This is a genomic window from Streptomyces sp. NPDC001781 (assembly GCF_053596035.1).
Genome location: NZ_JBSFFI010000012.1, coordinates 127,332 through 151,908 on the forward strand (window position 1 = coordinate 127,332; position 24,577 = coordinate 151,908).

19 protein-coding genes are annotated in these 24,577 nt (G+C 71.4%); 10 read left to right on the plus strand and 9 right to left on the minus strand.

Annotation, left to right across the window (positions count from 1 at the left end):
* Positions 1-4: 4 nt before the first annotated feature.
* Entirely contained in the window at positions 5-1,588 is a 1,584-nt protein-coding gene (locus ACWCV3_RS14240) for an MFS transporter (RefSeq protein WP_451222903.1), read from the minus strand.
* 186 nt (positions 1,589-1,774) lie between these two features.
* Between ACWCV3_RS14240 and panB the strand changes: the two genes are divergently transcribed.
* A complete protein-coding gene (gene panB, locus ACWCV3_RS14245; protein ID WP_030807844.1) occupies positions 1,775-2,638 on the plus strand; it encodes a 3-methyl-2-oxobutanoate hydroxymethyltransferase in 864 nt (287 codons plus the stop codon).
* A gap of 233 nt (positions 2,639-2,871) precedes the next feature.
* Here panB and ACWCV3_RS14250 read toward each other — a convergent pair whose 3' ends face one another.
* Both ACWCV3_RS14250 and yczE read right to left on the minus strand, forming a co-directional pair.
* Positions 2,872-3,615 carry a phosphodiesterase gene (locus ACWCV3_RS14250; RefSeq protein ID WP_451222905.1) on the minus strand — a complete coding sequence of 248 codons (744 nt, stop codon included), beginning with the start codon at positions 3,613-3,615 and terminating at the stop codon, positions 2,872-2,874.
* Between the two features lie 23 nt (positions 3,616-3,638).
* Positions 3,639-4,289 (minus strand): membrane protein YczE, encoded by a 651-nt coding sequence (gene yczE / locus ACWCV3_RS14255; RefSeq protein WP_451222907.1) that lies wholly within the window; start codon positions 4,287-4,289, stop codon positions 3,639-3,641.
* Positions 4,290-4,406: 117 nt separating this feature from the next.
* Here yczE and yczR point away from each other — a divergent pair, with 117 nt between their 5' ends.
* Genes yczR through ACWCV3_RS14270 form a run of 3 tightly spaced genes read left to right on the plus strand, consistent with a single transcriptional unit; the run spans position 4,407 to position 6,583 of the window.
* Positions 4,407-5,798 (plus strand): MocR-like transcription factor YczR, encoded by a 1,392-nt coding sequence (yczR, locus tag ACWCV3_RS14260; protein WP_451222909.1) that lies wholly within the window; start codon positions 4,407-4,409, stop codon positions 5,796-5,798.
* Positions 5,799-5,858: 60 nt separating this feature from the next.
* Complete coding sequence (locus ACWCV3_RS14265) at positions 5,859-6,062, plus strand: hypothetical protein (protein WP_451222911.1); 204 nt, start codon at positions 5,859-5,861, stop codon at positions 6,060-6,062.
* A complete protein-coding gene (locus tag ACWCV3_RS14270; protein WP_451222913.1) occupies positions 6,059-6,583 on the plus strand; it encodes a putative immunity protein in 525 nt (174 codons plus the stop codon). The genes ACWCV3_RS14265 and ACWCV3_RS14270 overlap by 4 nt, the downstream gene beginning before the upstream one ends.
* On the opposite strand, the gene ACWCV3_RS14275 is transcribed toward ACWCV3_RS14270, so the two are convergent.
* From ACWCV3_RS14275 to ACWCV3_RS14290, 4 genes are all read right to left on the minus strand, one after another.
* Positions 6,584-8,338: an NAD+ synthase gene (locus tag ACWCV3_RS14275; RefSeq protein ID WP_451222915.1), complete on the minus strand. Its 1,755-nt coding sequence runs from the start codon at positions 8,336-8,338 to the stop codon at positions 6,584-6,586.
* An 83-nt stretch (positions 8,339-8,421) separates the two neighbouring features.
* Positions 8,422-10,362, minus strand: coding sequence for a S53 family peptidase (locus ACWCV3_RS14280; protein WP_451222917.1), 1,941 nt, complete (start codon positions 10,360-10,362; stop codon positions 8,422-8,424).
* A 198-nt stretch (positions 10,363-10,560) separates the two neighbouring features.
* Complete coding sequence (locus ACWCV3_RS14285) at positions 10,561-11,190, minus strand: DUF305 domain-containing protein (RefSeq protein ID WP_451222919.1); 630 nt, start codon at positions 11,188-11,190, stop codon at positions 10,561-10,563.
* On the minus strand, positions 11,187-11,867 hold the full coding sequence (locus ACWCV3_RS14290; RefSeq protein ID WP_451222921.1) for a DUF3105 domain-containing protein: 681 nt from the start codon (positions 11,865-11,867) through the stop codon (positions 11,187-11,189). Before ACWCV3_RS14290 ends, ACWCV3_RS14285 begins: the two co-directional genes overlap by 4 nt.
* A 326-nt stretch (positions 11,868-12,193) precedes the next feature.
* Here ACWCV3_RS14290 and ACWCV3_RS14295 point away from each other — a divergent pair, with 326 nt between their 5' ends.
* The gene (locus ACWCV3_RS14295) at positions 12,194-13,555 is read left to right on the plus strand and encodes a glutamine synthetase family protein (protein ID WP_381140842.1); all 1,362 of its coding nucleotides are present in this window, start codon (positions 12,194-12,196) and stop codon (positions 13,553-13,555) included.
* Positions 13,556-14,027: 472 nt separating this feature from the next.
* A complete protein-coding gene (locus ACWCV3_RS14300) occupies positions 14,028-17,021 on the plus strand; it encodes a bifunctional [glutamine synthetase] adenylyltransferase/[glutamine synthetase]-adenylyl-L-tyrosine phosphorylase (protein ID WP_451222924.1) in 2,994 nt (997 codons plus the stop codon).
* Here ACWCV3_RS14300 and ACWCV3_RS14305 read toward each other — a convergent pair.
* Both ACWCV3_RS14305 and ACWCV3_RS14310 read right to left on the minus strand, forming a co-directional pair.
* Positions 17,009-17,854: a phosphatase PAP2 family protein gene (locus ACWCV3_RS14305; protein ID WP_451222926.1), complete on the minus strand. Its 846-nt coding sequence runs from the start codon at positions 17,852-17,854 to the stop codon at positions 17,009-17,011. The genes ACWCV3_RS14300 and ACWCV3_RS14305 overlap by 13 nt on opposite strands.
* 97 nt (positions 17,855-17,951) lie before the next feature.
* Positions 17,952-18,986 carry a LacI family DNA-binding transcriptional regulator gene (locus tag ACWCV3_RS14310; protein WP_451222928.1) on the minus strand — a complete coding sequence of 345 codons (1,035 nt, stop codon included), beginning with the start codon at positions 18,984-18,986 and terminating at the stop codon, positions 17,952-17,954.
* 459 nt (positions 18,987-19,445) lie between these two features.
* On the opposite strand from ACWCV3_RS14310, the gene ACWCV3_RS14315 reads away from it, so the two are divergent.
* The 4 genes from ACWCV3_RS14315 to ACWCV3_RS14330 all read left to right on the plus strand — a co-directional run bounded on the left by ACWCV3_RS14315 (position 19,446) and on the right by ACWCV3_RS14330 (position 24,508).
* Entirely contained in the window at positions 19,446-20,720 is a 1,275-nt protein-coding gene (locus ACWCV3_RS14315) for an extracellular solute-binding protein (protein ID WP_451222930.1), read from the plus strand.
* A 104-nt stretch (positions 20,721-20,824) separates the two neighbouring features.
* The gene (locus tag ACWCV3_RS14320; RefSeq protein WP_451222932.1) at positions 20,825-21,829 is read left to right on the plus strand and encodes a carbohydrate ABC transporter permease; all 1,005 of its coding nucleotides are present in this window, start codon (positions 20,825-20,827) and stop codon (positions 21,827-21,829) included.
* 19 nt (positions 21,830-21,848) lie between these two features.
* Positions 21,849-22,769, plus strand: a complete 921-nt coding sequence (locus ACWCV3_RS14325) for a sugar ABC transporter permease (protein ID WP_364927501.1) — start codon at positions 21,849-21,851, stop codon at positions 22,767-22,769.
* A 56-nt stretch (positions 22,770-22,825) separates the two neighbouring features.
* Entirely contained in the window at positions 22,826-24,508 is a 1,683-nt protein-coding gene (locus ACWCV3_RS14330) for a glycoside hydrolase family 13 protein (protein ID WP_451222935.1), read from the plus strand.
* The last annotated feature ends 69 nt before the right edge of the window (positions 24,509-24,577 follow it).

A 24,577-nucleotide genomic window follows, 5' to 3' on the forward strand; every position in this document is an offset into this window, starting at 1 on the left:
TCGCTCAGTCGCCGGTGCCGACCAGTTCCGGCTCACGCTCGCCGGCCGGGGCGGCCGGGGACCTGCCCGGCAGGAACACGGCGACGACGACGGCGCCGATCAGCGCCACGCCCGTCCCCCACAGCGCGGTGACGTGCATGGCGTGCAGGAAGGCGTCGTGGGCGGGCGTGACCAGGGCCTGGCCGCGCGGGCCGAGCTTCTCCGCGATGCCGAGGGTGGCCTCGATGGACTCGCCCGCGCTGTCGCGCAGCCCGGGCGGGAGCGCGCCGAGGCTGTCCTCGATGCCGTTGCGGTAGGAGGTGGCGAGCACCGAGCCGAGCACGGCGATGCCGAGGGCGCCGCCGACCTGGCGGAAGGTGTTGCTGAGCGCGGAGGCGGAGCCGGCCTTCTCGCGGGGCAGGGCCTGCATGATGACGACCGAGGTCGGGGTCATGATGTGCGCCATCCCGGTGCCCATGAGGAAGAAGACGACCTCCAGCATCCAGATGGGCGTGTCGGCCTCGAAGCCGGCGAACGCGGCCAGAGTGGCGGCGATCAGCAGCATGCCCGCGGTGGTGGTGGCCCTGTTGCCGAACCGGTCGACCAGCAGCCGGGCGCGAGGCGCGAAGATCATCTGGGCGGCGGCCAGCGGCAGCATCAGCAGACCGGACTCCAGCGGGGAGTAGCCGCGCACACTCTGGGTGTAGAAGACACCGAAGAACGTGACACCCATCAGTGCGAAGAAGACCAGGGCGATGGCGGCCATGGCGGCGGAGAAGACCCTGTTGCGGAAGTAGGTCACGTCCAGCGAGGGGTGGTCGCTGCGCTTCTCGTGGATCACGAAGCCGATCAGCACGACGACACCGGCGATGATCGTGGCCAGCACCTTGGCGTCGGTGAAGTCGGCCAGCTCGCCGCCCTTGATGATGCCGTAGACCAGCAGCACCAGGCCGAGCACGGAGAGCACCACGCCGACGGGGTCCAGGCGGCCGGGCCTGGGGTCGCGGGAGTCGGGGACCAGCCAGACCATCAGGGCGAGGGCGACCAGCACGATGGGCACGTTGATCAGGAAGACCGAGCCCCACCAGAAGTGGTCCAGCAGCGCGCCGCCGGTGATCGGGCCGATGGCGATGGCGAGACCGACCCCGCCCGCCCAGATGCCGATGGCCTTGGGCTGTTCGGAGCGCTCGAAGACGTTCATCAGCACGGCCAGGGTGGCGGGCATGACGAAGGCGGCACCGAGGGCCATCACGGCGCGGTAGGTGATCAGCTGGCCCGGGGAGCCGGACTCGGCGGCGAGCGCCGAGCCGACGCCGAACACCACCAGACCGCCGAGCAGCACCTTTTTGCGGCCGAGCCGGTCGCCGATGAGCCCGGCGGTGAACAGCAGGCCGGCGAAGACGAGGGTGTACGAGTTGATCGCCCACTCGATCTGGCTCTGCGTGGCGCCCAGACCGGTGGGGGCCGGGGTGGCGATGGTCTTGACGGCGACGTTCAGGATCGAGTTGTCGAGCACCACGATGAGCAGGCTCAGCATCAGCACGCCGAGGATCGCCCAGCGGCGCCGGTGCACGGCTTCCGGTATCCGGGGGGCAGGGGAGGTTGTCATGTGCCCGATCGTAGGCGTATTCCATTACGGCACCGTCTCGTATCTGAACTCCTTTGCCGAGGTATTGCGCGGGCCGCCGCAGGGGTCCGGGGGTCCCCCTGGCCACCTCCGGCACGAAGTGCCACCATGGAGACGATCCGGGGACGCCGAAAGGGCGCCTCGAGATGAACTGAAGGAGCCGTTGCCATGACGCAGCTCTCGGCTGCCCAGACGAAGCCCTCCGACGGCAGGACGCTGTACGGAGGAAAGGGCACCCGCCGCATCACGGTCCGCGACATCGCCCTCGCCAAGGAGCGGGGCGAGAAGTGGCCCATGCTCACCGCCTACGACGCGATGACCGCCTCCGTCTTCGACGAGTCCGGCATCCCGGTCCTCCTCGTGGGCGACTCGGCGGGCAACTGCCACCTCGGCTACGAGACCACCGTGCCGGTCACCCTCGACGAGATGACCATGCTCTCCGCCGCCGTGGTACGCGGCACCAGCCGCGCCCTCATCGTCGGCGACCTCCCCTTCGGCTCCTACCAGGAGGGCCCGGTGCAGGCGCTGCGCTCGGCGACCCGCCTGGTCAAGGAGGCCGGGGTGGGCGCGGTCAAGCTGGAGGGCGGCGAGCGGTCGCACGAACAGATCCGGCTGCTGGTCGAGTCCGGCATCCCGGTGATGGCCCACATCGGCCTCACCCCGCAGTCCGTCAACGCCATGGGCTACCGGGTCCAGGGACGCGGCGAGGAGGCGGCCCAGCAGCTGCTGCGCGACGCGAAGGCGGTCCAGGACGCGGGCGCGTTCGCGGTCGTACTGGAGCTGGTCCCGGCGGAGCTGGCGGCCGAGGTGACGCGGGTCCTGCACATCCCGACGGTGGGCATCGGCGCGGGCCCGGACACCGACGCCCAGGTCCTCGTCTGGACCGACATGCTCGGCCTGACCTCGGGCCGGGTCCCGAAGTTCGTCAAGAAGTACGCCGCGCTGCGCGAGGTCATGGGCGACGCGGCCAAGTCCTTCGCGGAGGACGTCGTCGGCGGGACGTTCCCCCTCGACGAGCACTCCGTCCACTAGTGCGGTGACTGGAAAGGTCTGCCGGAAAGCTCGCGGCGTCCGGTGCGGTGCATCGTCCGCGTACTGGATGTACTCGGGCGATGCGACGACGCGGCGAGGTGCCGTGCCGGACGCCGCGAGCCGGTGAACCCTTCCGGTCACAGCACCAGCCACCGCCGCACCACCGACGGGCAGCCCGCCGGACCTTCCCCCTGCCGGCGGGCTGCCCTGTGGTTTGCGGGCCGCGGCTTCTCTCAGATCACGACCCGGTAATGGCTGGTCAGGCGTCTGTCGTCGTCCAGGACGTGGAAGGCGATGCCTGGTGGCTGGGTGCGGTCGGCGAGGTCGTCGCCCTCCCATGGCAGGCGGAGGGTCCAGGTGACGGCGGGGGCGACGATCAGCGGGCGGCCGGCGAAGGTGGAGGCGGCCGCCGTGTGGGCGTGGCCGGTCAGGACGGCGACGACCTGGGGGTGCGCCGCCAGCAGGGTGGCCAGGTGTCCGGGCTGCTCCAGCATGATGGAGTCGAGGAACGGGTGGTGCAGTTCGACCGGTGGGTGATGGAAGGCGACCAGTGCCGGGGTGTCCTCGGGCAGGCCGGTGAGGGTGGTGTCCAGCCAGTCGAGGGTCGCCGCGTCGAGACGTCCCTCGTCGCGGCCGGGGATGGTGGAGTCGCACATCAGCACAGCGGTCCCGGAGACGTCGTGCAGCCGGTTGACGGGGGCGTCGCCGGGCGCCTCGCCGAGCAGCGCCTTGCGGTAGGCCGCGCGCACGTCATGGTTGCCGGGGAGGGTGAGCACCGGGAAGGGGGCCGCCAGTATGCGGGCGGCCTGCTCGTACTCGGCCTCCTCGCCGTGATCGGCGATGTCACCGGTGACCAGCACCGCGTCCACCGGGTGCGGCAGTGCCCGCAGGTGGTCCATGACGCGCTCGGCGCGCCGCGTGGCCCGTTCACCGCCGTCCAGGTGCAGATCACTGATCTGGGCGAGTAGCACCGTCATCTTCGTCCTCTCGTAGGGGGTGTTCAAAGGGTGGGCCGGCCGGCCTCGGCGACGGGGAGGCGGACCGCCACCCGGGGAAGGAAGAGGCCGACGAGGGGCCCCATGCACAGGGCGACGAGCACGGTCCCGGCGCCGACGGTTCCGCCCATGAGCCAGCCGGCTCCGGCTACCGCGACGTCGATGCCGGTGCGCACCACGGCGACGGGCAGGCGGGTGAGCCGGACGAGTCCGGTCATGATGCCGTCGCGCGGGCCGGACCCGAACTGCGCACCGAGGTAGAGCGCGTCGAAGAAGGCCAGCGCGACGAGGCCGAGTACGAGGTAGGCGATCTCGGCGGGAGTCCCCTGCGGGCGGGGGAGGACGGCCGCGGTGGCATCCGCGGCGAAGCCGACGGCGGCGACGTTGAGAAGCGTGCCGAGACCGGGCAACTCCCGCAGCGGAATCCACGCCAGAAGGACCGCCAGGGAGATGAGGTTCGTCGCCCACCCGAACGAGACTCCGAGCACCCCGGCGGTGCCTTCGGTGAGCACGTTCCAGCTTGCCGCTCCCAGCCCGGACCGGACGAGCGTCATCACGGCGGCCCCGTACCCCACCAGACCGACCAGCAGTTGGAGGACGCGACGTGTCGTGCGGCCCGCTCTGAACTGGGCGAGCGCGTTCAACCGGGCCGGCACAGACGGGTCATGACGCGCCTGGACGGAAACGTGCGAAGCGGGAGCAGGAGATGCCATGCGGTGAGCCTGCTGGCATCTGGACCTCGATTCCATAGCCAGACTGCGTATGCTGGCGCGGTGAAAGTGAGCGCGCACGCGGTGGCACGCATGCTCGGGACCTGGCAGGAGGGACCCGGCCCGGCGCATCAGCGCCTGTCCGACAGGCTGCGGCTCCTGGTCCTGGACGGACGCCTCCCGCTCGGCTCCGCCCTGCCGGGCGAGCGCGACCTCGCCGCCACGCTCTCCACCAGCCGAACCACCGTCGGCGCCGCGTACCGCACGCTGGTCGAGCAGCGATACGTCGCCACCCGGGCACGAGCCAGGGCGACGGTGCGGCTGCCCGACGACCCACCGCCCCGACGCGGGAGCACCGCGGGCCCGTCGGCCGTCGACCTGTCCTTCGCCGCTCCACCCGCGCCCGTCGAGATCCTCCACACCGCCTTCGCGACCGCGCTCGAACAACTGCCACGCCACTTCGAGCGGCACGGCTACGACCGGTACGGCATCGCGGAACTGCGCGAAGCGGTGGCCGGCTGGTACCGGCGGCGCTCCCTGCCCACGGCCCCCGACCACATCCTGATCACCAACGGCGCGCAGCACGCGCTCGCCCTGCTCGCGCGCACCCTGCTGTCCCCGCGCGACCGGGTCCTGATCGACCATCCGACCTACCCGCACGCGATCAGTACGTTCACCGAGGCCCGCGCCCGGCTGCTGGCGGTCGCCCTGACGCCTTCGGGCTGGGACACGGCACAGCTCCGGGAAGCGGCCCGCGGGGCGAACCTCGCCTACCTGATCCCTGACTTCCACAATCCGACAGGGCTGTGCATGCCGACGGGCGTGCGCGCCGGACTCCGGCTCACCTGCCCCACGATCGTCGACGAGACCATGACCGACCTGGCCCTGGAAGGAACGGACCCGGAACCCTTCGCGCTGCACATGCCGACGGCGATCAGCGTCGGCTCGGTCTCCAAGAGCATCTGGGGCGGCCTGCGCATCGGCTGGATCCGGGCGACCCCGTCTCTCCTCGAACGCGTCCAGCAGACCCGCAACGCCACGGACCTCGGCACCCCCGTCGTCGAACAGCTGGCCACCGCAGTGCTCCTGAACGAGCACCAGACCCGGCGCCCCGGCACACTCCGGCAACTGCGATCCCAACGCGACGCGCTGTGCGAAGCACTCGCCGAGCACCTGCCGGAGGTCCAGACCCGCCGGCCCGACGGCGGCTTCACCCTGTGGGCGGCCTTCCCGGAGCCCATCAGCTCACGGCTGGCGGCGATCGCGCCGGACCACGGAGTGACCGTCGCCGCCGGACCGCGCTTCGGCATCGGCGGCGCGTTCGAACGCAACGTCCGGCTGCCCTACACCCTCCCTCCCGGCCGGCTGACGGAGGCGATCGGCCGACTGGCACGAGCACGGCGAGCACTCGCCCGAGGCGCCACCGGTACCCACACCCCCGCACCTGTCGCATGAGCGCCGACGACGAGGCCCGATCCGGTTACGCTGCTCAAGGGAGCCTGTTCAGGAGGGGAAATGGCGAGAGTCACCGTCAGTCTGGACGCCGATCTGGCCATCGAGGTCATGCTGATGGCCGGTACCAGGAGTCCGCAGGACGCGGTCGAGCTGATCGTCCGCGACTACCTGGAACGCGGGCGCCGTACCGAGGCCCGAACCGGGAACGCGGCGGATCAGGACCGCCTCGCCGACCGGCGGTCCGCCCCGGAAGAGGGGCGATGAGCGCCGGGATCGCGTTGAGCACGGAGGATCTGCGGGCGGTCGCCGCGTTCGCAGCGGGCTCCGCCGAGACCGTGCTGACGGTCTTCGAGGCCGAACAGCCCGAGGACTCGCGCCCCCGGGATGCCGTCGAAGCCGCGTGGGTGTTCGCGCGCGGCGGGAAGCGGGGGAAGGTGCTGCGCGACACCGCGTGGGCGGCGCTCAAGGCGGCGCGGACGGCCCACACGGAGGCCGCGAGGGAGGCCGCGCGGGCGGCGATGGCCGCGGCCGGGGCCGCCTATCTGCATCCGCTGGCCGAGGCCACCCAGGTCAAGCACATCCTCGGCGCCGGGGCCCATGCGGCGAGGGCGGCCGAGCTGGCCACCGGCGAGAGCGCGGCCGGCCACCTCGAACGGACGGTGCGGCGGGCGGCACCCGAAGTCATCGACGTGCTCGGACGCTACCCGTCCGCCCCCGACGGCGGCGGACGGGTGGGGGAGCTGACCCGCCTGCTGGACACCGCCCTGCGCGCCCGCACGGAATAGCTACGCCCGCTCCCGCCACCCGTTCGTGATCGGCAGCCGCCGGTCCTTCCCGAACCCCTTCGGAGAGATCTTCGTGCCCGGCGGGTACTGCCGCCGCTTGTACTCCGCGGTGTCGACCATGCGGAGGATCCGGACGACCAGGTCACGGTCGAAGCCCGCCGCCACGATCGCGTCGGCGCCCTGGTCGCGGTCGACGTAGAGGTCGAGGATCGCGTCGAGGACCGGGTAGTCCGGGAGGGAGTCGGTGTCGACCTGGCCGGGACGCAGCTCGGCGCTGGGGGGCTTGCTGATGGAGTTCTCCGGGATCGGCGGGGTCTCGCCGCGCTCCTCGGCCGCGCGGTTGCGGTAGCGGGCGAGCCGGAACACCGAGGACTTGTAGACGTCCTTGATCGGGCCGTACGCGCCGACCGAGTCGCCGTACAGGGTCGAGTACCCCACCGCCAGCTCGGACTTGTTGCCCGGAGCCAGCACGAGCTGGCCCTCCTGGTTGGACACCGCCATCAGCAGCGTGCCGCGCAGCCGGGACTGGAGATTCTCCTCCGCCAGCCCGGTCAGACCCAGTGCGCCCATGTAGGCGTCGAACATCGGCTCGATCGACACCGTGCGGAAGTGCAGCCCGGTCCGCCGGCCCAGCTCGGCCGCGTCGCTCCGGGAGTGCTCGGAGGAGTACGCGGACGGCATCGAGATCCCGTACACGTTCTCCGCGCCCACCGCGTCGCACGCGATCGCGGCCACCAGCGCCGAGTCGATGCCGCCGGACAGCCCGATCAGCACCGAGCGGAAGCCGTTCTTGGTGACGTACGCCCGCAGGCCCGTCACCAGCGCCCCGTAGACTTCCGCGTCGTCGTCCAGCCGCTCCGCGCAGCCGCCGGGGTGCTCCGGCTCGTACGGCGGCACGGGCTCGGGGGAGAGGACCACGCGGTCGATCCGCAGACCGTCGTCCACGACACCGGCCGGCGCGTCGGGGTCGGCGGCGGGCAGGTCCAGGTCCAGCAGCAGACAGGTCTCCTCGAACTGAGGCGCCCGCGCGATCACCTCGCCGTCCGCGCCGACCACGATCGAGTCGCCGTCGAAGACCAGCTCGTCCTGGCCGCCGGTCATGGCCAGATAGGCCGTGGTGCAGCCCGCCTCCCGGGCCCGCCTGCGGACCAGCTCCAGGCGGGTGTCGTCCTTGTCCCGCTCGTAGGGCGAGGCGTTCACCGAGAGCAGCAGGCCCGCGTGGGCCGAGCGGGCGGCGGGGACGCGGCCGCCGTCCTGCCAGAGGTCCTCGCAGATGGCGAGCGCCACGTCCACCCCGCGCACCCGGATCACCGGCATGGTGTCGCCGGGCACGAAGTAGCGGAACTCGTCGAAGACGCCGTAGTTCGGCAGGTGGTGCTTGGCGAAGGTGAGGGCCACCTCGCCGCGGTACAGCACGGCCGCCGCGTTCTGCGGGGCGCCGGCCGGCTGGCCGTACCTCGGCTGCGCGGTCGCCGAGCGGTCGAGGTGGCCGACGACCACCGGCACCTCGCCGAGCCCCTCCTCGGCCAGCCGGGCGGCCAGTGTGCGCACGGCGGCGCGGGAGGCTTCGACGAAGGACGAGCGCAGGGCGAGGTCCTCCACGGGATAGCCGGTCAGCACCATCTCCGGGAACGCGACCAGATGCGCTCCCGCCTCGGCCGACCGCCGGACCCGGCGGACGACGGACTCGGTGTTGCCGGCGATGTCGCCGACCCGGGCATCGATCTGATTCAGGGCGAGACGAAGTTGAGGCACCTGGCCAGTGTAATCGTCACTCAGACGCGATAGGGGGCGTGAGGTGTCCGACACCCCACGCCCCCCTCATCGGCTACTGCCGGTCAGTGGCCCTTGTACGACTGGACGTAGCCGTTCGCGGGCGAGCCCACGCCGGTGACGTCGTCGTAGCCCTTGACCGCGTGCAGCGAGCTGTCCTTGCCGAGGCTGCGGACCGAGGTGGCCAGGCCGCCCGAGGCGTCCAGACCGTTCACGAAGTCGGTACGGGCCACCGCCAGGCCGGAGCCCGTCGGGTTGTCGGTGACGTCGTGGAAGACGCCCTTCTTGCCGTACCGCTGGTAGATCGACGGGTTGGCGAAGCCGATCGCCTTGCCGCCGCGCGCCTCCTGCGCCAGGGCCTGCACGGCCGCGATCACCGGCGCGGCCAGCGAGGTGCCGCCGATGCGGTACTCGCTGTAGCGCTGGGTCCCGTCCGGGAAGGTCTGGGTCTGGCCGACCAGGAAGCCGGTGTTCGGGTCGGCGATGGCCGCGATGTCCGGGACGACGCGGTTGGCGGCCTTGTTGTTGGCCGTGGCCAGCTTCTTCGGGACGACGCCCTGCTGGTAGTACGGCTGCGGCACGGTCCTGCTGGTGCCGCCGCCCGCGCCCGAGGTGAAGGCGCCGGGGAAGGCGTCCCAGCTCTTGCCGTCGGCCGACAGGGTGGCCTTCTGGGTGCCCCAGCCGGTCTCCCACTGGTACGCGTCACCCTTGCCGACCGCCAGCGAGGTACCGCCGACCGCCGTCACCCAGGCCGAGTTGGCGGGGGTGTCGACCTGCTTCACGCCCGACGCGGCGGCCTGGTCGCCGTCGTCGCCGGAGGAGAAGTAGAAGCCGATGCCCTGCACCGCGCCGAACTGGAACACCTGGTCGTAGGCGGCGGCCAGGTCGGGCGTCTGGTTGCCCTCCACGTCGCCCCAGGAGTTGGAGACGATGTCGGCCAGGTGGTTGTCGACCACCTTGCTCAGCGAGTCCAGCAGGTCGTCGTCGTAGCAGGACGCGGCGCCCACGTAGGTGACGTCCGCGTTCGGCGCGACCGCGTGCACGGACTCCACGTCGAGGGTCTCCTCGCCGTACCAGCCGGACGCCCCGCACTCCTCGGTCTTGGTGTAGTCGGCCGGCAGCACCTGGTGGAGCTGGCCGGTCCTCCACGCCGCGTCGCCGTGCTTCTTGGCGTAGGAGCCCGCGTCGAAGGCGATGGTCGGCGAGGCGTAGGCGTCCGTGATGGCGATGCGCACGTGCTTGCCGGTGTACTTGCCCGCGCCGTAGGCCGCGCGGAGCTGCTTGCCGGTGTAACCCCGGATCGCGTACGGGATCTTGTGGCCGTACGCGTCCGGCAGGCTGCGCGCGATGTTCGAGCCGAAGTAGCTCGAGAACGGACCGGCGTTCTTGAACACCGCGTCCGGCGGCGGGAGCTGCTCGTCGTGGTTCGACTTGTGCGGCGCGTTGTCCAGGCCGGACACGGTGAGCACGGCGCCCCTGAGCGAGGCGGGCGCGGACGCGGTCTTCGCCGGGGCGCGATAAGTGTGCTTGCCCTTGGCGTAGTTGTGGAGCCGGGTGCCGAAAGCCTTCTCGGCGGCGGTCACGTCACCGGAGACGGCGACGTAGTGCGCGGTGACCCCGGTGACCGTCAGACCGGCCGACCTCAGCCAGGACTTGACGGCGCTCACCTGGGCCTTGGTGGCCCCGAAGCGGGCCTGCGCCTGCTTGGCGCTGAGGTGCTTGCCGTACAGCGGCGACGCCGGGTCGGAGACGGCCTTGGCGTAGGCCGCCAGCCCGGCCGCGTCCCGTCCGGCCAAGTAGACGCGGGCGTCGACGCGGGCGTTGCCGGCGGCGGCGCCCTTGTCGGCCTTCGCCGTGGCCCACAGCGGGCGGGTGCCGGTCAGCGCGTTGCGCGCCGGGCCGTCCGCATGGGCCGCGGGTATGCCGAGCGCCAGCGCTCCGGCGATCATCGGCAGCGTCGCCGCCATGCTCACACCGGCGCGCGTCTTGGCGCGGTTGGATCTCATAGAACCCCCTGCGATGCGTTTCGCATGCATGTCGTGGTCGGTACGTCGCGGATGCGCGCCGGTGAAGCGGCGGTGTCGACCGGCGTGGAGATCGCACGATGGGGGCCACTCTTGCCGATGAACCGTTCATGTCAGGGGAAGCAAAAGGTCAAGAGAGTCTCAAGTAACCAGGAAAAGAGCGGACTTGATCCGGAGTTCTCATGAACGGGCGCGTGCGCCCCGTTTCTTGAGCATGTCCGCCATCAGCTGGATCTCGGACCGCTGGGCGTCCGCCATCCCCCGCGCGAGCCGCTGTTCCGGCCCCGCCGCGCACCGGGCCGCGCACCCCTCGGCCATGTGCACCCCGCCCTTGTGGTGCTCCGTCATGAGCTGCAGGTAGAAAACCTCCGCCGCGCGCCCCTTCAGCGAACCCAGCTTGCGCAGATCGGAGTTGGTCGCCATGCCCGGCATCAGCGCACCGTCCTGACCCGGCGGCATGTCCCCCATGCCCATCCAGGTCATCGGCGGCTCGGCGGACACCTTCGGCAGTCCCCACAGGTCCAGCCAGCCCAGCAGCATCCCGCGCTGGTTGGCCTGGGTCTGCGCGATGTCGTAGGCGAGCCGCCGCACCTCCTCGTCGTCGGTGCGGTCGCGCACGAGATACGACATCTCCACGGCCTGCTGGTGGTGCACGGCCATGTCCCGCGCGAACCCCGCGTCCGCCGACTCCGCGCCGGGCACCGTCACGACCGGGGAACCGCGCTCGCCGGCCGCGTACCCCCCGGCCCCCGCCGCGACCACGGCCAGCAGGGCGGCACCGGCCGCCGCCCCGGCGTACCCGCGCCTCACTTCATGACCCCGCCGGTGCAGGGGGCGCCCGGCTCCGGGGTCTGCTCGCCCTGCACATAGGCGGCGAAGAACTTGTCGACCTCCGGGTCGGACGCGCTCCTGACGCTCACCTGGTGACCCCACGCCGACAGGATCAGCGGCGCGTCCTGGTCCGCGTACGGGCTCATCAGCGAGTACGGCGTCCGCTTCACCTTGGCCGCCAGCGCGTCCACGTCCGCCTTCCTCGCCTTGCCGGTGTACGTCACCCAGACCGCGCCGTGCTCCAGCGCGTGCACCGCGTTCTCGTCCCGCACCGGCTCCTTGTAGACGTGGCCGTCGCAGTCGAGCCAGACCGGGTTGTGGTTCCCGCCGACCGGCGGATGCATCGGGTACGTCACCTTGGTGGTGACGTGGGTCCGCGACAGCTTGCCGGACCAGGTGCGCACCCCGTCCGCGCCGGTGGTGAAGTGCCCGGAGCCGCCCTTGGCGTCCCCGCTCGCGGCCGTGTCCCGGTCGCTGCCCGAGTCCGACTGGGCGCGCACCAGCACCACCCCGCCCACGGCCAGCCCGGCGACGACCACCACGCTCGCGGCGATCGCCAGCACCCGGTTGCGGCGGGCGCGGGCCCGCTCGGCGCGCCGCATCTCCTCTATGCGCGCGGCGCGCGGAGAGGCGGGACTGTGCTGATCGGAACCCATGGGGCGTGTCCTTCCGCGGAGCTGTCTCGGGGCCCGCTGATCGTAATGGGAGGGGTGGAGCGCGGGGGAGCGATGTGCGACAACCGGATAATCCACACCTGCGGGCCCGCCGACGGCCGCGGCCATGACGGGCGGCCCTGGGAACATGCAAGATGGTCGGCAGGACGGTGGGTCCGCCGCAGGCGGAACGTTCGGTCCGCAGACGTCCGGCCGATCAAGCTCCGCAACGCGCGCGAAACGCGGATGTGGTGGGATGCTCAGGTGCCGACCGCCTCCCGTCGCACCACGGACAGGCGGCCTGACCAGCAAGGATGGGGAAGCGGAAGATGGACAAGCAGCAGGAGTTCGTACTCCGGACCTTGGAGGAGCGCGACATCCGGTTCGTACGCCTGTGGTTCACGGACGTGCTGGGCTTCCTCAAGTCCGTCGCCGTGGCCCCCGCCGAGCTCGAGCAGGCGTTCGACGAGGGTATCGGCTTCGACGGCTCGGCCATCGAGGGCTTCGCCCGCGTCTACGAGTCCGACATGATCGCCAAGCCTGACCCGTCCACGTTCCAGGTCCTGCCCTGGCGCGCCGAGGCTCCCGGCACGGCCCGCATGTTCTGCGACATCCTGATGCCGGACGGCTCCCCGTCCTTCGCCGACCCGCGCTACGTCCTCAAGCGCGCGCTGGCCCGCACCTCCGACCTGGGCTTCACCTTCTACACCCACCCGGAGATCGAGTTCTTCCTGCTGAAGAACAAGCCGACGGACGGCAGCCGGCCGACCCCGGCGGACAACTCCGGCTACTTCGACCACACCCCGCAGAACGTCGGCATGGACTTCCGCCGCCAGGCGATCACCATGCTGGAGTCGATGGGCATCTCGGTGGAGTTCTCCCACCACGAGGGCGGCCCCGGCCAGCAGGAGATCGACCTGCGCTACGCCGACGCGCTCTCCACGGCCGACAACATCATGACGTTCCGCCTGGTCATGAAGCAGGTCGCGCTGGAGCAGGGGGTCCAGGCGACCTTCATGCCGAAGCCGTTCTCGGAGTTCCCCGGCTCGGGCATGCACACCCACCTCTCCCTCTTCGAGGGCGACCGCAACGCGTTCTACGAGTCCGGCTCGGAGTACCAGCTCTCCAAGGTCGGCCGCTCCTTCATCGCGGGCCTGCTGCGGCACGCGGCGGAGATCTCCGCGGTGACCAACCAGTGGGTCAACTCCTACAAGCGCATCTGGGGCGGCTCGGAGCGCACGGCGGGCGCGGGCGGCGAGGCCCCCTCGTACATCTGCTGGGGCCACAACAACCGCTCGGCGCTGGTCCGCGTCCCGATGTACAAGCCCGGCAAGACCGGCTCGGCCCGCGTGGAGGTCCGCTCCCTCGACTCCGGCGCCAACCCCTACCTCGCCTACGCCGTCCTCCTGGCCGCCGGCCTCAAGGGCATCGAGGAGGGCTACGAACTCCCCCCGGGCGCCGAGGACGACGTCTGGGCCCTCTCCGACGCGGAACGCCGCGCCATGGGCATCGAACCGCTGCCCCAGAACCTGGGCGAGGCCCTCACCCTGATGCAACGCAGCGACCTGGTGGCCGAAACCCTGGGCGAACACGTCTTCGACTTCTTCCTGCGCAACAAGAAGAGCGAGTGGGAGGAGTACCGCTCCGAGGTGACGGCGTTCGAGCTGCGGAAGAACCTGCCGGTGCTGTAGGCCCAGGTCAGAGCGGATTTACCCCAGATTCGCCGGATGGGGCCGACGGTCGCCGACTGTCGGCCCCCTCGCGTCTCACTGCCTCTGGGCCCCCCGAGTCCTGCCGGACGACCTCTGAGCACACCTCACGAAGCCGCACCCGCAAACGGCGGCAAGGGGACGTGGCGGGGGGTGTCCGCCCGCAGCGGCCGGCGATGAGGCAAGTTCGGAGAGTCGGAGAAACAGAAGTCGCCGGACCGAGGGCGGACACCCCCCGGCGCGGCCCCGACCCACGACGACGCGAGGGCGAAGCACGGGCGAAGCGAGACCGACGCGGCACGACGCGGGGGCGAGCCACGGGAGACGCGGAGCCTCTGCCGCACGACGCGGGGGCGGGCCCGCGGGCGACGCGAGGCCGATGCCGCACGAGGTCGGGGCGGTGGCACGGTTAGGCTCTGGCCAGGACCGTCTCGATCACGAGGGGAGGCCGCGGATGACGCCGGGGCGCAGGAGCAGTACGTTCACCAGACTGCTTCGGCACGGCTTCACGGACCCCTCGGGAGCGGAACGCCTGCTGGACAGCCCCGAGCTGGCCCCGGTGAGGGCGGACCCGGTCCTCCTGGAGGCGCTGGGCGCGACGGCGGACCCGGACCTGGCCCTGCGCGGCCTGGTGAGGCTGCTGGAGGCCCAGCCGGCCCCCACGGACCACCGGGAACTCCTGGACACGCTGATCGCGGCGAAACCCCTGCGCGACCGCCTCCTGGGCGTGCTGGGCGCCTCAGCGGCCCTGGCGGACCACCTGGCCCGCCACCCCCACGACTGGCAGGAACTGGTCACCTACGAACCGAGGGACCTGCACCCGGGAGTGACGGATTTCGAACGCGGCCTGGCGGACGCGTCGGACCCGGTGGAACTGAGGATCGCGTACCGCCGCTGCCTGCTCTCCATCGCCGCGAGGGACGTCTGCGGCACCACGGACGTGACCCAGACCGCCGCGGAACTGGCGGACCTGGCGACGGCCACCCTCCGCGCAGCCCTGGCCATGGCGGAGGCCGAAGCCCCCCAGGACGCCCGTGCCTGCCGCCTGGCGGTGATCGCCATGGGCAAGTGCGGCGGCCACGAACTGAACTACGTCTCCGACGTGGACGTGATCTTCGTGGCGGAGCCCGCCCAGGGCGCGGACGAGACGAAGGCCCTGAAGGCGGCCACCCGACTCGCCTCCCGCATGATGCGCGTCTGCTCGGAAACCACGATCGAGGGCTCGATCTGGCCGGTGGACGCGAACCTCCGCCCGGAAGGCCGCAACGGCCCCCTCGTCCGCACCCTGAGCAGCCACCTCGCCTACTACCAGCGCTGGGCGAAGACCTGGGAGTTCCAGGCACTGCTGAAGGCCCGACCGGTGGCGGGGGACAGGGAACTGGGCGAGGCGTACACCGCCGCCCTGACCCCCCTGGTCTGGCAGGCGGCCGACCGGGAGAACTTCGTCACGGACGTGCAGAAGATGCGCCGCAGGGTGGTGGAGAACATCCCCCCGGCGGAGGTCGACAGGGAGCTGAAACTCGGCCCGGGCGGCCTGCGGGACGTCGAGTTCGCGGTCCAGCTCCTCCAGCTGGTCCACGGCCGCACGGACCAGGCCCTGCGCAGCGGCACCACCCTGAAGGCCCTGCAGGCCCTGGCAGCGGGCGGCTACGTGGGCCGGGAGGACGCCGCCCGCCTCGACGAGGCGTACCGCTTCCTCCGCGAACTGGAACACCGCATCCAGCTGTTCCAGCTGCGCCGCACCCACCTCGTCCCCGAAGCCGAGGAGGACCTCCGCCGCCTGGGCCGCTCGCTCGGTCTCCGCACGGAGCCGGTGGCGGGCCTGCGCCGGGAATGGAGACGCCACACGGGAGTGGTCCGCCGACTGCACGAGAAGATCTTCTACCGCCCCCTCCTGGACGCCGTGGCCCAACTGGCCCCCGGCGAGACGAGGCTGAGCGCCGAAGCCGCCAGGGAACGCCTGGTGGCCCTCGGTTACGCCGACCCCGCGGCCGCCCTCCGCCACCTGGAGGCACTGGCCTCCGGGGTGACCCGCAAGGCGGCCATCCAGCGCACCCTCCTGCCCGTCCTCCTCGGCTGGTTCGCGGACTCGGCCGATCCCGACGCCGGCCTCCTGAACTTCCGCAAGGTCTCGGACGCCCTCGGCAAGACCCCCTGGTACCTCCGCCTGCTGAGGGACGAGGGCGCGGCGGCGGAGAACCTGGCGAGGGTCCTCTCGGCCGGCCGCCTCGCCCCCGACCTCCTCCTCCGCGCCCCCGAGGCCGTCGCCCTCCTCGGCGACGGCGACGCCGGCGGCCTGGAGCCCCGGGGCAGGGCCCAGCTGGAACAGGAGATCACCGCGGCGGTGAACCGCGCGGAGAACGCGGAGCAGGGCGTGACGGCCGCCCGCGGCGTGCGGCGCCGAGAGCTCTTCCGCACCGCGGCGGCGGACATCGTCGGCTCCTACGGCACGGAGACCATCCCGGCGGAATCCGACGAGGGCGTCCTCCTGGACCGCACGGGCGCCGCGATCTCCGACCTCACCGCGGCCACCCTCGCCGGAACCCTCCGCGCCGTGGTCCGCGAGACCTGGGGCGACACCCTCCCGACCAGGTTCGCCATCATCGGCATGGGCAGGTTCGGCGGCCACGAACTCGGCTACGGCTCCGACGCGGACGTCCTGTTCGTGCACGAGCCGCGCGAGGGCGTGGACGAACAGGAGGCCGCGAAGGCCGCCGGCAAGGTGGTGGCCGAGATGCGCCGCCTGCTCCAGCTCCCCAGCGCCGACCCGCCCCTGCTGATCGACGCCGACCTGCGCCCGGAAGGCAAGTCCGGCCCGCTGGTGCGCACCCTGAAGTCGTACGAGGCGTACTACCGCAGGTGGTCCCTGGGCTGGGAGTCGCAGGCGCTGCTGCGGGCGGAGCCGGTGGCGGGGGACGAGGACCTGGGCCGCCGCTTCACGGCGCTGATCGACCCGCTGCGCTACCCGGCCCGCGGCCTCGACGACGACGCGGTGCGCGAGATCCGCCGGCTCAAGGCCCGGATGGAGTCGGAGCGGCTGCCGCGCGGCGCCGACCCCAAGCTGCACACCAAGCTGGGCCCCGGCGGCCTGTCCGACGTGGAGTGGACGGTCCAGTTGTTCCAGCTCCGGCACGCCTGGGAGGTGCCGGGCCTGCGCACCCCGAGGACGCGCGAGGCACTGGAGGCGGCCCGCGGAGCCGGCCTGATCGGCGCCGAGGACGCGGCCGTGCTGGACGAGGCGTGGGTGCTGGCCAGCCGGGTCCGCAACGCGGTGATGCTGGTCCGGGGCAGGGCGGGCGACACCTTCCCCACCGAGCCGCGCGAGCTGGCCGCGGTGGGGCGCTACCTGGGCTACGGCGAGGGCCGGGCCGGCGACATGCTGGACGCGTACCGCCGCACCGCCCGCCGGGCCCGGACGGTCGTGGACGAGCTCTTCTACACCGGCTGAACCAGTACGGCGGCGGGAGCCTGCGGCCATCGCCCGTACCAGAGGCGGGCCGTACCCACCCCGAAGGCGAGGCACAGCGTCCCGCCCACGGCGTCCAGCCAGAAGTGGTTGGCCGTGGACACGATGACCAGCAGCGTCAGCGCCGGGTAGGCGAGCCCCAGCACCCGGACCCACGGCACGGAGGCCAGCGCGAACACGGTCAGACCGCACCACAGCGACCATCCGATGTGCATGGACGGCATCGCGGCGTACTGGTTGGACATGTGCTTGAGGTCGCCGGACGCCATGGAGCCCCACGTCCGGTGCACCATCACGGTGTCGACGAAGTGGCCGCCGCGCATGAGCCGGGGCGGGGCGAGCGGGAAGAGGTAGTACCCGGCGAGGGCCACGCCCGTGGTGGCGAACAGCACCAGCCTGACGGGGGCGTAGCGCCCGGGATGCCATCGGTAGAGCCACACCAGCACCCCGATGGTGATCGCGAAGTGCAGAGTGGCGTAGTAGTAGTTCATGCCGATGATCAGCCAACCCACCGAGTCGGCGGCGTGGTTGACGGACGCCTCCACGGCGATGCCCAGCCGGTGCTCCAGCCACCACACCGCGTCGGCGTTGCGCAGCGCCTCGCGCTTCTGCTCCGGGACGGCGTTGCGGATGAGCGAGTACGTCCAGTAACTCGCGCCGATCAGCAGGATCTCGAACCACAGCCGGGGGCGCCGGGGAACGCGGACCCGCTCGCGCAGGGCCCGCGCCCCGCCGGCGCTCCGGCCCGTGACGGTCCGCGGTACGGCCACCTCCTCGCGGTGGCCGTACGGGCCTGTGACGGTCGAGTCACTCATAGCTACCAAGTCTGCCAGACACGGCGTGCTCGACAGATCATCCCAAGGCCGGTGCCCTCGCGCATGTTCTGCGTGAGAGCCCCTGGCGGGCGGGGGCTCAGCCCCGCGAACGCTCGCCGGGCGCCGAGGCGGTGGAGCCGCGCACGACCAGCTCCGGCATGAAGACGAACTCGCTGTGCGGGGCGGGCGTCCCGCCGATCTCCTCCAGCAGCGTGCGCACCGCCGCCTGGCCCATGGCCGGGACGGGCTTGCGGACGGTGGTCAGCGGCGGGTCGGTGAAAGCGATCAGCGGCGAGTCGTCGAAGCCGACCACCGACACGTCGCGCGGTACCTCGAGGCCGAGCTGGCGGGCGGCCCGTATGGCGCCGAGCGCCATCATGTCGCTGGCGCACACTATGGCCGTGCACCGGCGCTCGATGAGCGCGGTGGCCGCCGCCTGCCCGCCCTCCAGGGTGTACAGCGAGTGCTGCACCAGCTCCTCGGCGACCAGGTCGGCGGCCAGTCCGAGCTGGTCCTGCATCGCGCGGACGAAACCCTCGATCTTGCGCTGCACCGGCACGAACCGCTTCGGCCCGAGGGCCAGCCCGATCCGGGTGTGGCCCAGCGACACCAGATGTGTGACCGCCAGTGTGGTGGCGGCGCGGTCGTCGGGGGAGATGAAAGGTGCCTGCACCCTTGGCGAGAACCCGTCCACCAGCACGAACGGCACGCCCTGGGCGCGCAGTCGCTCGTAGCGCTGCATGTCGGCGGTGGTGTCGGCGTGCAGCCCGGAGACGTAGATGATCCCGGCCACCCCCCGGTCCACCAGCATCTCGGTCAGCTCGTCCTCGGTGGAGCCGCCCGGGGTCTGGGTGGCCAGCACCGGGGTGTAGCCCTGTCCGGTCAGCGCCTGGCCGATGACCTGGGCCAGCGCCGGGAAGATCGGGTTCTCCAGCTCGGGGATGATCAGGCCCACCAGGCCCTCGCTGCGGTGGCGGAGCCGTACCGGACGCTCGTAGCCGAGCACGTCCAGCGCGGCCAGGACGGACTGGCGGGTGGTGGCTGCGACGCCCGGCTTCCCGTTGAGGACCCGGCTGACGGTCGCTTCGCTCACCCCCGCCTGCGCAGCGATGTCCGCAAGCCGTGTGGTCACGCCTGTGGACTGTACCGGCCGCACCGTGCCCGGCGCACCGGCGGGACGCCGTGCGCGGGCGGCCGAACGGCCCGCCGTGGATTGCCGCGTCATCGCGTTCCTCGCCCCTCATGAATATGTGGTCGCTCGTGCCCGCCGGACGGTCCGCCCGGCGCACGGCCGCAAGGGGATGATCCCGGCGGCGGCCCCCCGCGGCAAGAGCTTGCAGAGTCTTGCACAAGTGTCCGTCAACCCGTCTACCGGCGGTAGGCCAGTATTTCGACAAGGTCTGGCGCAGGTCACGACACGGTAACCCGGCCGGTTTCTTGCACTTTTTTTCTGCAAGGTCTTTCGCAGGGCTTACATCGCTGTTACGTTCCGAGTCGCCCGGCCGCGGCAATGGCGCAGTCGGCACGACGCGGGAGGCGGCAGACGGGGCCGTCCCTGCAATCTCGGGCTTTTCACCCTCAAGGAGAACTCATGCGGCGTGGCATAGCGGCCTCCGCGCTCGTGGCGTCCCTCGCCCTCACGGCGACGGCGTGCGGCGGGAGCGACGACGGCGACAGCAAGTCGAACGGCCCGGTGACCCTCACCTGGTGGGACACCTCCAACGCCACCAATGAGGCGCCGACGTACAAGGCCCTGGTCGAGCAGTTCCAGGCCGCCAACAAGAACATCAAGGTCAAGTACGTCAACGTGCCCTTCGACCAGGCGCAGAACAAGTTCGACACCGCCGCCGGCTCCAAGGGCGCGCCGGACATCCTGCGGTCCGAGGTCGGCTGGACCCCGTCCTTCGCCAAGAAGGGCTTCTTCCTGCCGCTGGACGGCACCGAGGCCCTGGCCGAGCAGGACAAGTTCCAGCCCAACCTGATCAAGCAGGCCCAGTACGAGGGCAAGACCTACGGCGTGCCGCTGGTCACCGACACCCTCGCGTTCGTCTACAACAAGGCCCTGTTCAAGAAGGCCGGCATCACCGAGGCCCCCAAGACCTGGGACGAGCTGAAGGCCGACGCCGCCAAGGTCACGGACAAGGCGAAGGTCGACGGCTACTGGGGCTCCACCCAGGCCTACTACGCCCAGTGCTTCCTCTACGGCGAGGGCACCGACACCGTCGACGCCGCCGGCAAGAAGATCACCGTCGCCTCCGCCCCGGCGAAGAAGGCGTACGGCACCTGGCTGAGCACGTTCTCCGGCAAGGGCCTGCACAAGGCGGACACCACCGCGGACGCCTACGCCCACATCCAGGACGCGTTCGTCAACGGCAAGGTCGCCTCGATCATCCAGGGCCCCTGGGAGATCACGAACTTCTACAAGGGCTCGGCCTTCAAGGACAAGTCCAACCTCGGTATCGCCACCGTCCCGGCCGGCTCGGCCGGCAAGGCCGGCGCCCCGACCGGCGGCCACAACCTCTCGGTCTACGCCGGCTCGGACAAGGCCCACCAGGAAGCCGCCCTGAAGTTCGTGAAGTTCATGACCTCGGCGAAGTCCCAGGAGACCATCGCGCTGAAGAACTCCACGCTGCCGACCCGCGGCGACGCCTACACCTCCCAGGTCAAGGCCGACCCCGGCATCGCCGGCTACCAGGGTGTGCTCTCCGCCGCCCAGCCCCGCCCGGCGCTTCCGGAGTACAGCTCCCTGTGGGGCCCGCTGGACACCGAGCTGCCCAAGGTGGCCGGGGGCAAGGAGCCGCTGGACAAGGGCCTGAGCAACGCCGAGCTGGCCATCGCCAAGCTGGTGCCCGACTTCAGCAAGTGAGCCCGTGTGGCCGCCGGGTTCCCCCCGCCGTGGGGGATGAGGGGAACCCGGCGGCCACCGGCCTGTGACCAGCCCGCCCCCGAACTTGTAGAAGGTGTCGCACCATGACAGTCGCCATCGACCGCGCGACCGGCCGGCGCAGCGGTGAGCGGCCGCCCCGGCCCGGTCTCGGGCAGCGCCTGAAGAACGGCTACCAGAGGTACTGGTACGCGTACGCGATGATCGCGCCCGTGGTCGTCGTGCTCGGCATCCTCGTGGGCTACCCGCTGGTGCGGGGCGTCTACCTGACCCTCACCGACGCCAACAGCCTCAACTCGGCGCGCACCATCGGCGTCAACCACATCGACGCCACCTACAAGTTCATCGGGCTGGACAACTACCAGGACATCCTCTTCGGCCCCACGGCCTACGACCGCTTCTGGTCGCACTTCCTGTGGACCGTGTTCTGGACCGTCGCCTGCGTCACCCTGCACTACGTCATCGGGCTCGGCCTCGCGATGATGCTGGACCAGAAGCTGCGCGGCCGCACCTTCTACCGGCTGCTGCTCGTACTGCCCTGGGCGGTGCCCACCTTCGTCACCGTCTTCTCCTGGCGGATCATGCTGGCCGACTCCGGCGTGCTCAACCAGGTCCTCGGCGCCCTGCACCTGCCCCAGCCGCAGTGGCTGGAGGACACCTTCTGGCAGCGGTTCGCCGCGATCATGGTCAACACCTGGTGCGGTGTGCCGTTCATGATGCTCTCGCTGCTCGGCGGACTGCAGTCCATCGACTCCTCGCTCTACGAGGCGGCAGAGATGGACGGCGCGAGCGCCTGGCAGCGCTTCCGGCACGTCACCCTGCCCGGACTGCGCTCGGTCAGCTCCACCGTCGTCCTGCTCGGTGTGATCTGGACCTTCAACCAGTTCGCCATCATCTTCCTGCTGTTCGGCCCGACCGGCGCCCCGGACGCCCAGATCCTCGTGACCTGGGCCTACTTCCTCGGCTTCGGACAGCAGCCGCGCGACTTCGCCCAGTCCGCCGCGTACGGCGTACTGCTGCTGTCGATCCTGACCGTGTTCACCTCCTTCTACTTCCGCTGGCTGAAGCGCAATGACCAGCTCGCCGTCTGACGCCGCAGGAGCCGCCGCCATGAGCACCACGACACCCCCCGAGACCGCACCGGGACGCCCGCTCACCGCCGCCGCGCCGGCCGCCGCCCGGCCCCGCGCGACCCGCCGGCGCGGCGAGCGCGGCCCGCTGGGCACCGTCCTGCTGCACGGCGGCCTGGTCCTGGCGAGCCTGATCGCGCTGGTCCCGGTGGCCTGGCTGTTCTTCCTGTCCCTCGGCCCGGAGAAGGACGACTACCTGCACCCCGGCCGCATCTTCGGCCGGGCCGGCTTCGCCAACTACGCCTTCGTGCTCCAGCACACCGGCTTCTTCGACTGGTTCAAGTCGACGATGATCGTGGCGCTCGGCACCACCTTCATCGGCGTCTTCGTCGCCGCCACCACCGGCTACGCCGTCTCCCGGATGCGCTTTCCCGGCTACAAGCCGCTGATGTGGGTCCTGCTGCTCACCCAGGCGTTCCCCATCGCCATCCTGATCGTGCCGATGTACGAGATCTTCGGCGAGCTCGGCCTGATCGACACCTACTGGGCGCTGATCCTCATCAACTGCTCCACCGCCGTGCCCTACAGCGCGTGGCTGCTCAAGGGGTACTTCGACACCATCCCCTTCGAGATAGACGAGGCGGGCCGGGTGGACGGGCTCACCCCGTTCGGCACCTTCTTCCGGCTCATCCTGCCGCTGGCGCGCCCGGGCCTGGCCGTCGCCGCGTTCTACAACTTCATCACGGCGGTCGGCGAGGTCGCGTTCGCCACGACCTTCATGCTGGACGACTCCAAGTACACCTTCGCGGTCGGTCTGCAGACCTTCGTCAGCGAGCACGACGCGCAGTGGAACTACATGGCCGCCACCGCGGTGCTGATAGCGATACCGGTGTCCGTGTTCTTCTACCTCGTGCAGAAGAACCTCGTCACCGGCCTCACCGCGGGCGGCACCAAGGGCTGACGCCCCGCCGCACCCACGCCCGAACGAACCGAACCTCGTCACGCACCAAGGACGCCATGAGCCAGCAGCATCTCGCAGCCCCGGCCGACGACACCGCCGTCGACCCCGCCGCCCAGCACCGCGACTGGTGGCGCGGCGCGGTGATCTACCAGGTCTATCCACGCAGCTTCGCCGACTCCAACGGCGACGGCATGGGCGACCTGGCCGGCGTGCGGGCCAGACTGCCCTACCTGCGCGACCTCGGTGTGGACGCCGTCTGGCTCAGCCCGTTCTACGCCTCCCCGCAGGCCGACGCCGGGTACGACGTGGCCGACTACCGTGCCGTCGACCCGATGTTCGGCAACCTGCTGGACGCCGACGCGCTGATCCGCGACGCCCACGAGCTGTCCCTGCGGATCATCGTGGACCTGGTGCCCAACCACTCCTCCGACCAGCACGAGTGGTTCAAGCGGGCGCTCGCCGAGGGCCCCGGCTCGCCGCTGCGCGAGCGCTACCACTTCCGCCCCGGCAAGGGCGTGGACGGCGAACTGCCGCCCAACGACTGGGAGTCCATCTTCGGCGGTCCTGCCTGGACGCGGGTCACCGAGCACGACGGCACGCCGGGGGAGTGGTACCTGCACCTCTTCGCGCCCGAGCAGCCCGACTTCAACTGGAACCACCCGGCCGTGGGCGACGAGTTCCGGTCCATCCTGCGGTTCTGGCTGGACATGGGCGTCGACGGCTTCCGCATCGACGTGGCGCACGGCCTGGTGAAGGCCGACGGCCTGCCCGACCTCGGTGCCCACGACCAGCTCAAGCTGCTGGGCAACGACGTGATGCCGTTCTTCGACCAGGAGGGCGTCCACGAGGTCTACCGGCAGTGGCGGACCGTCCTTGACGAATACGCCGGGGAGCGCATCTTCGTCGCCGAGGCGTGGACGCCGACCATCGAACGGACCGCCAACTACGTCCGCCCCGACGAGCTGCACCAGGCGTTCAACTTCCAGTACCTCGGCACCGACTGGGACGCGGAGCAGCTGCGCGAGGTCATCGACCGCACGCTCGCCGCGATGCGCCCGGTCGACGCCCCGGCCACCTGGGTGCTCTCCAACCACGACGTGACCCGGCACGCCACCCGCTTCGCCAACCCGCCCGGCCTCGGCACCCAGATCCGCACCGCCGGGGACCGCGCCCTCGGCCTGCGCCGGGCCCGCGCCGCCACCCTGCTGATGCTGGCGCTGCCCGGCTCCGCCTACCTCTACCAGGGCGAGGAACTGGGCCTGCCCGACGTGGTCGACCTGCCCGACGAGGTGCGCCAGGACCCGGCCTACTTCCGCGGGGCGGGCCAGGACGGCTTCCGGGACGGCTGCCGGGTGCCGATCCCCTGGACCCGCGAGGGCTCCTCGTACGGCTTCGGCGGCGGGGGCAGCTGGCTGCCGCAGCCGGCGGGCTGGGGTGAGCTGAGCGTTCAGGCGCAGACCGGCGTGGCCGGTTCCACGCTGGAGCTGTACCGGGCCGCGCTCGCCGTCCGGCGGGCCGAGCCCACGCTGGGCGCGGGTACGGACGTCGAGTGGCTGGCCGCCCCCGAGGGCGTACTCGCCCTCCGGCGCGGGGCGTTCACCTGCGTCGCCAACACCACCGGGGCACCGGTCACCGTCCCGGCGTACGGACGGCTGCTGCTCGCCAGCGGGGACATCACCGAGGGAGCCGCCGGGGCGGAGATCCCGGCCGACACCACGGTCTGGTGGACCACGGCCTGACCTCCCCTCCCTGAAATTTCTTGCATCAACTTGCGACGGCCCGCTGCCTTTTCAGGCGGCGGGCCTTTA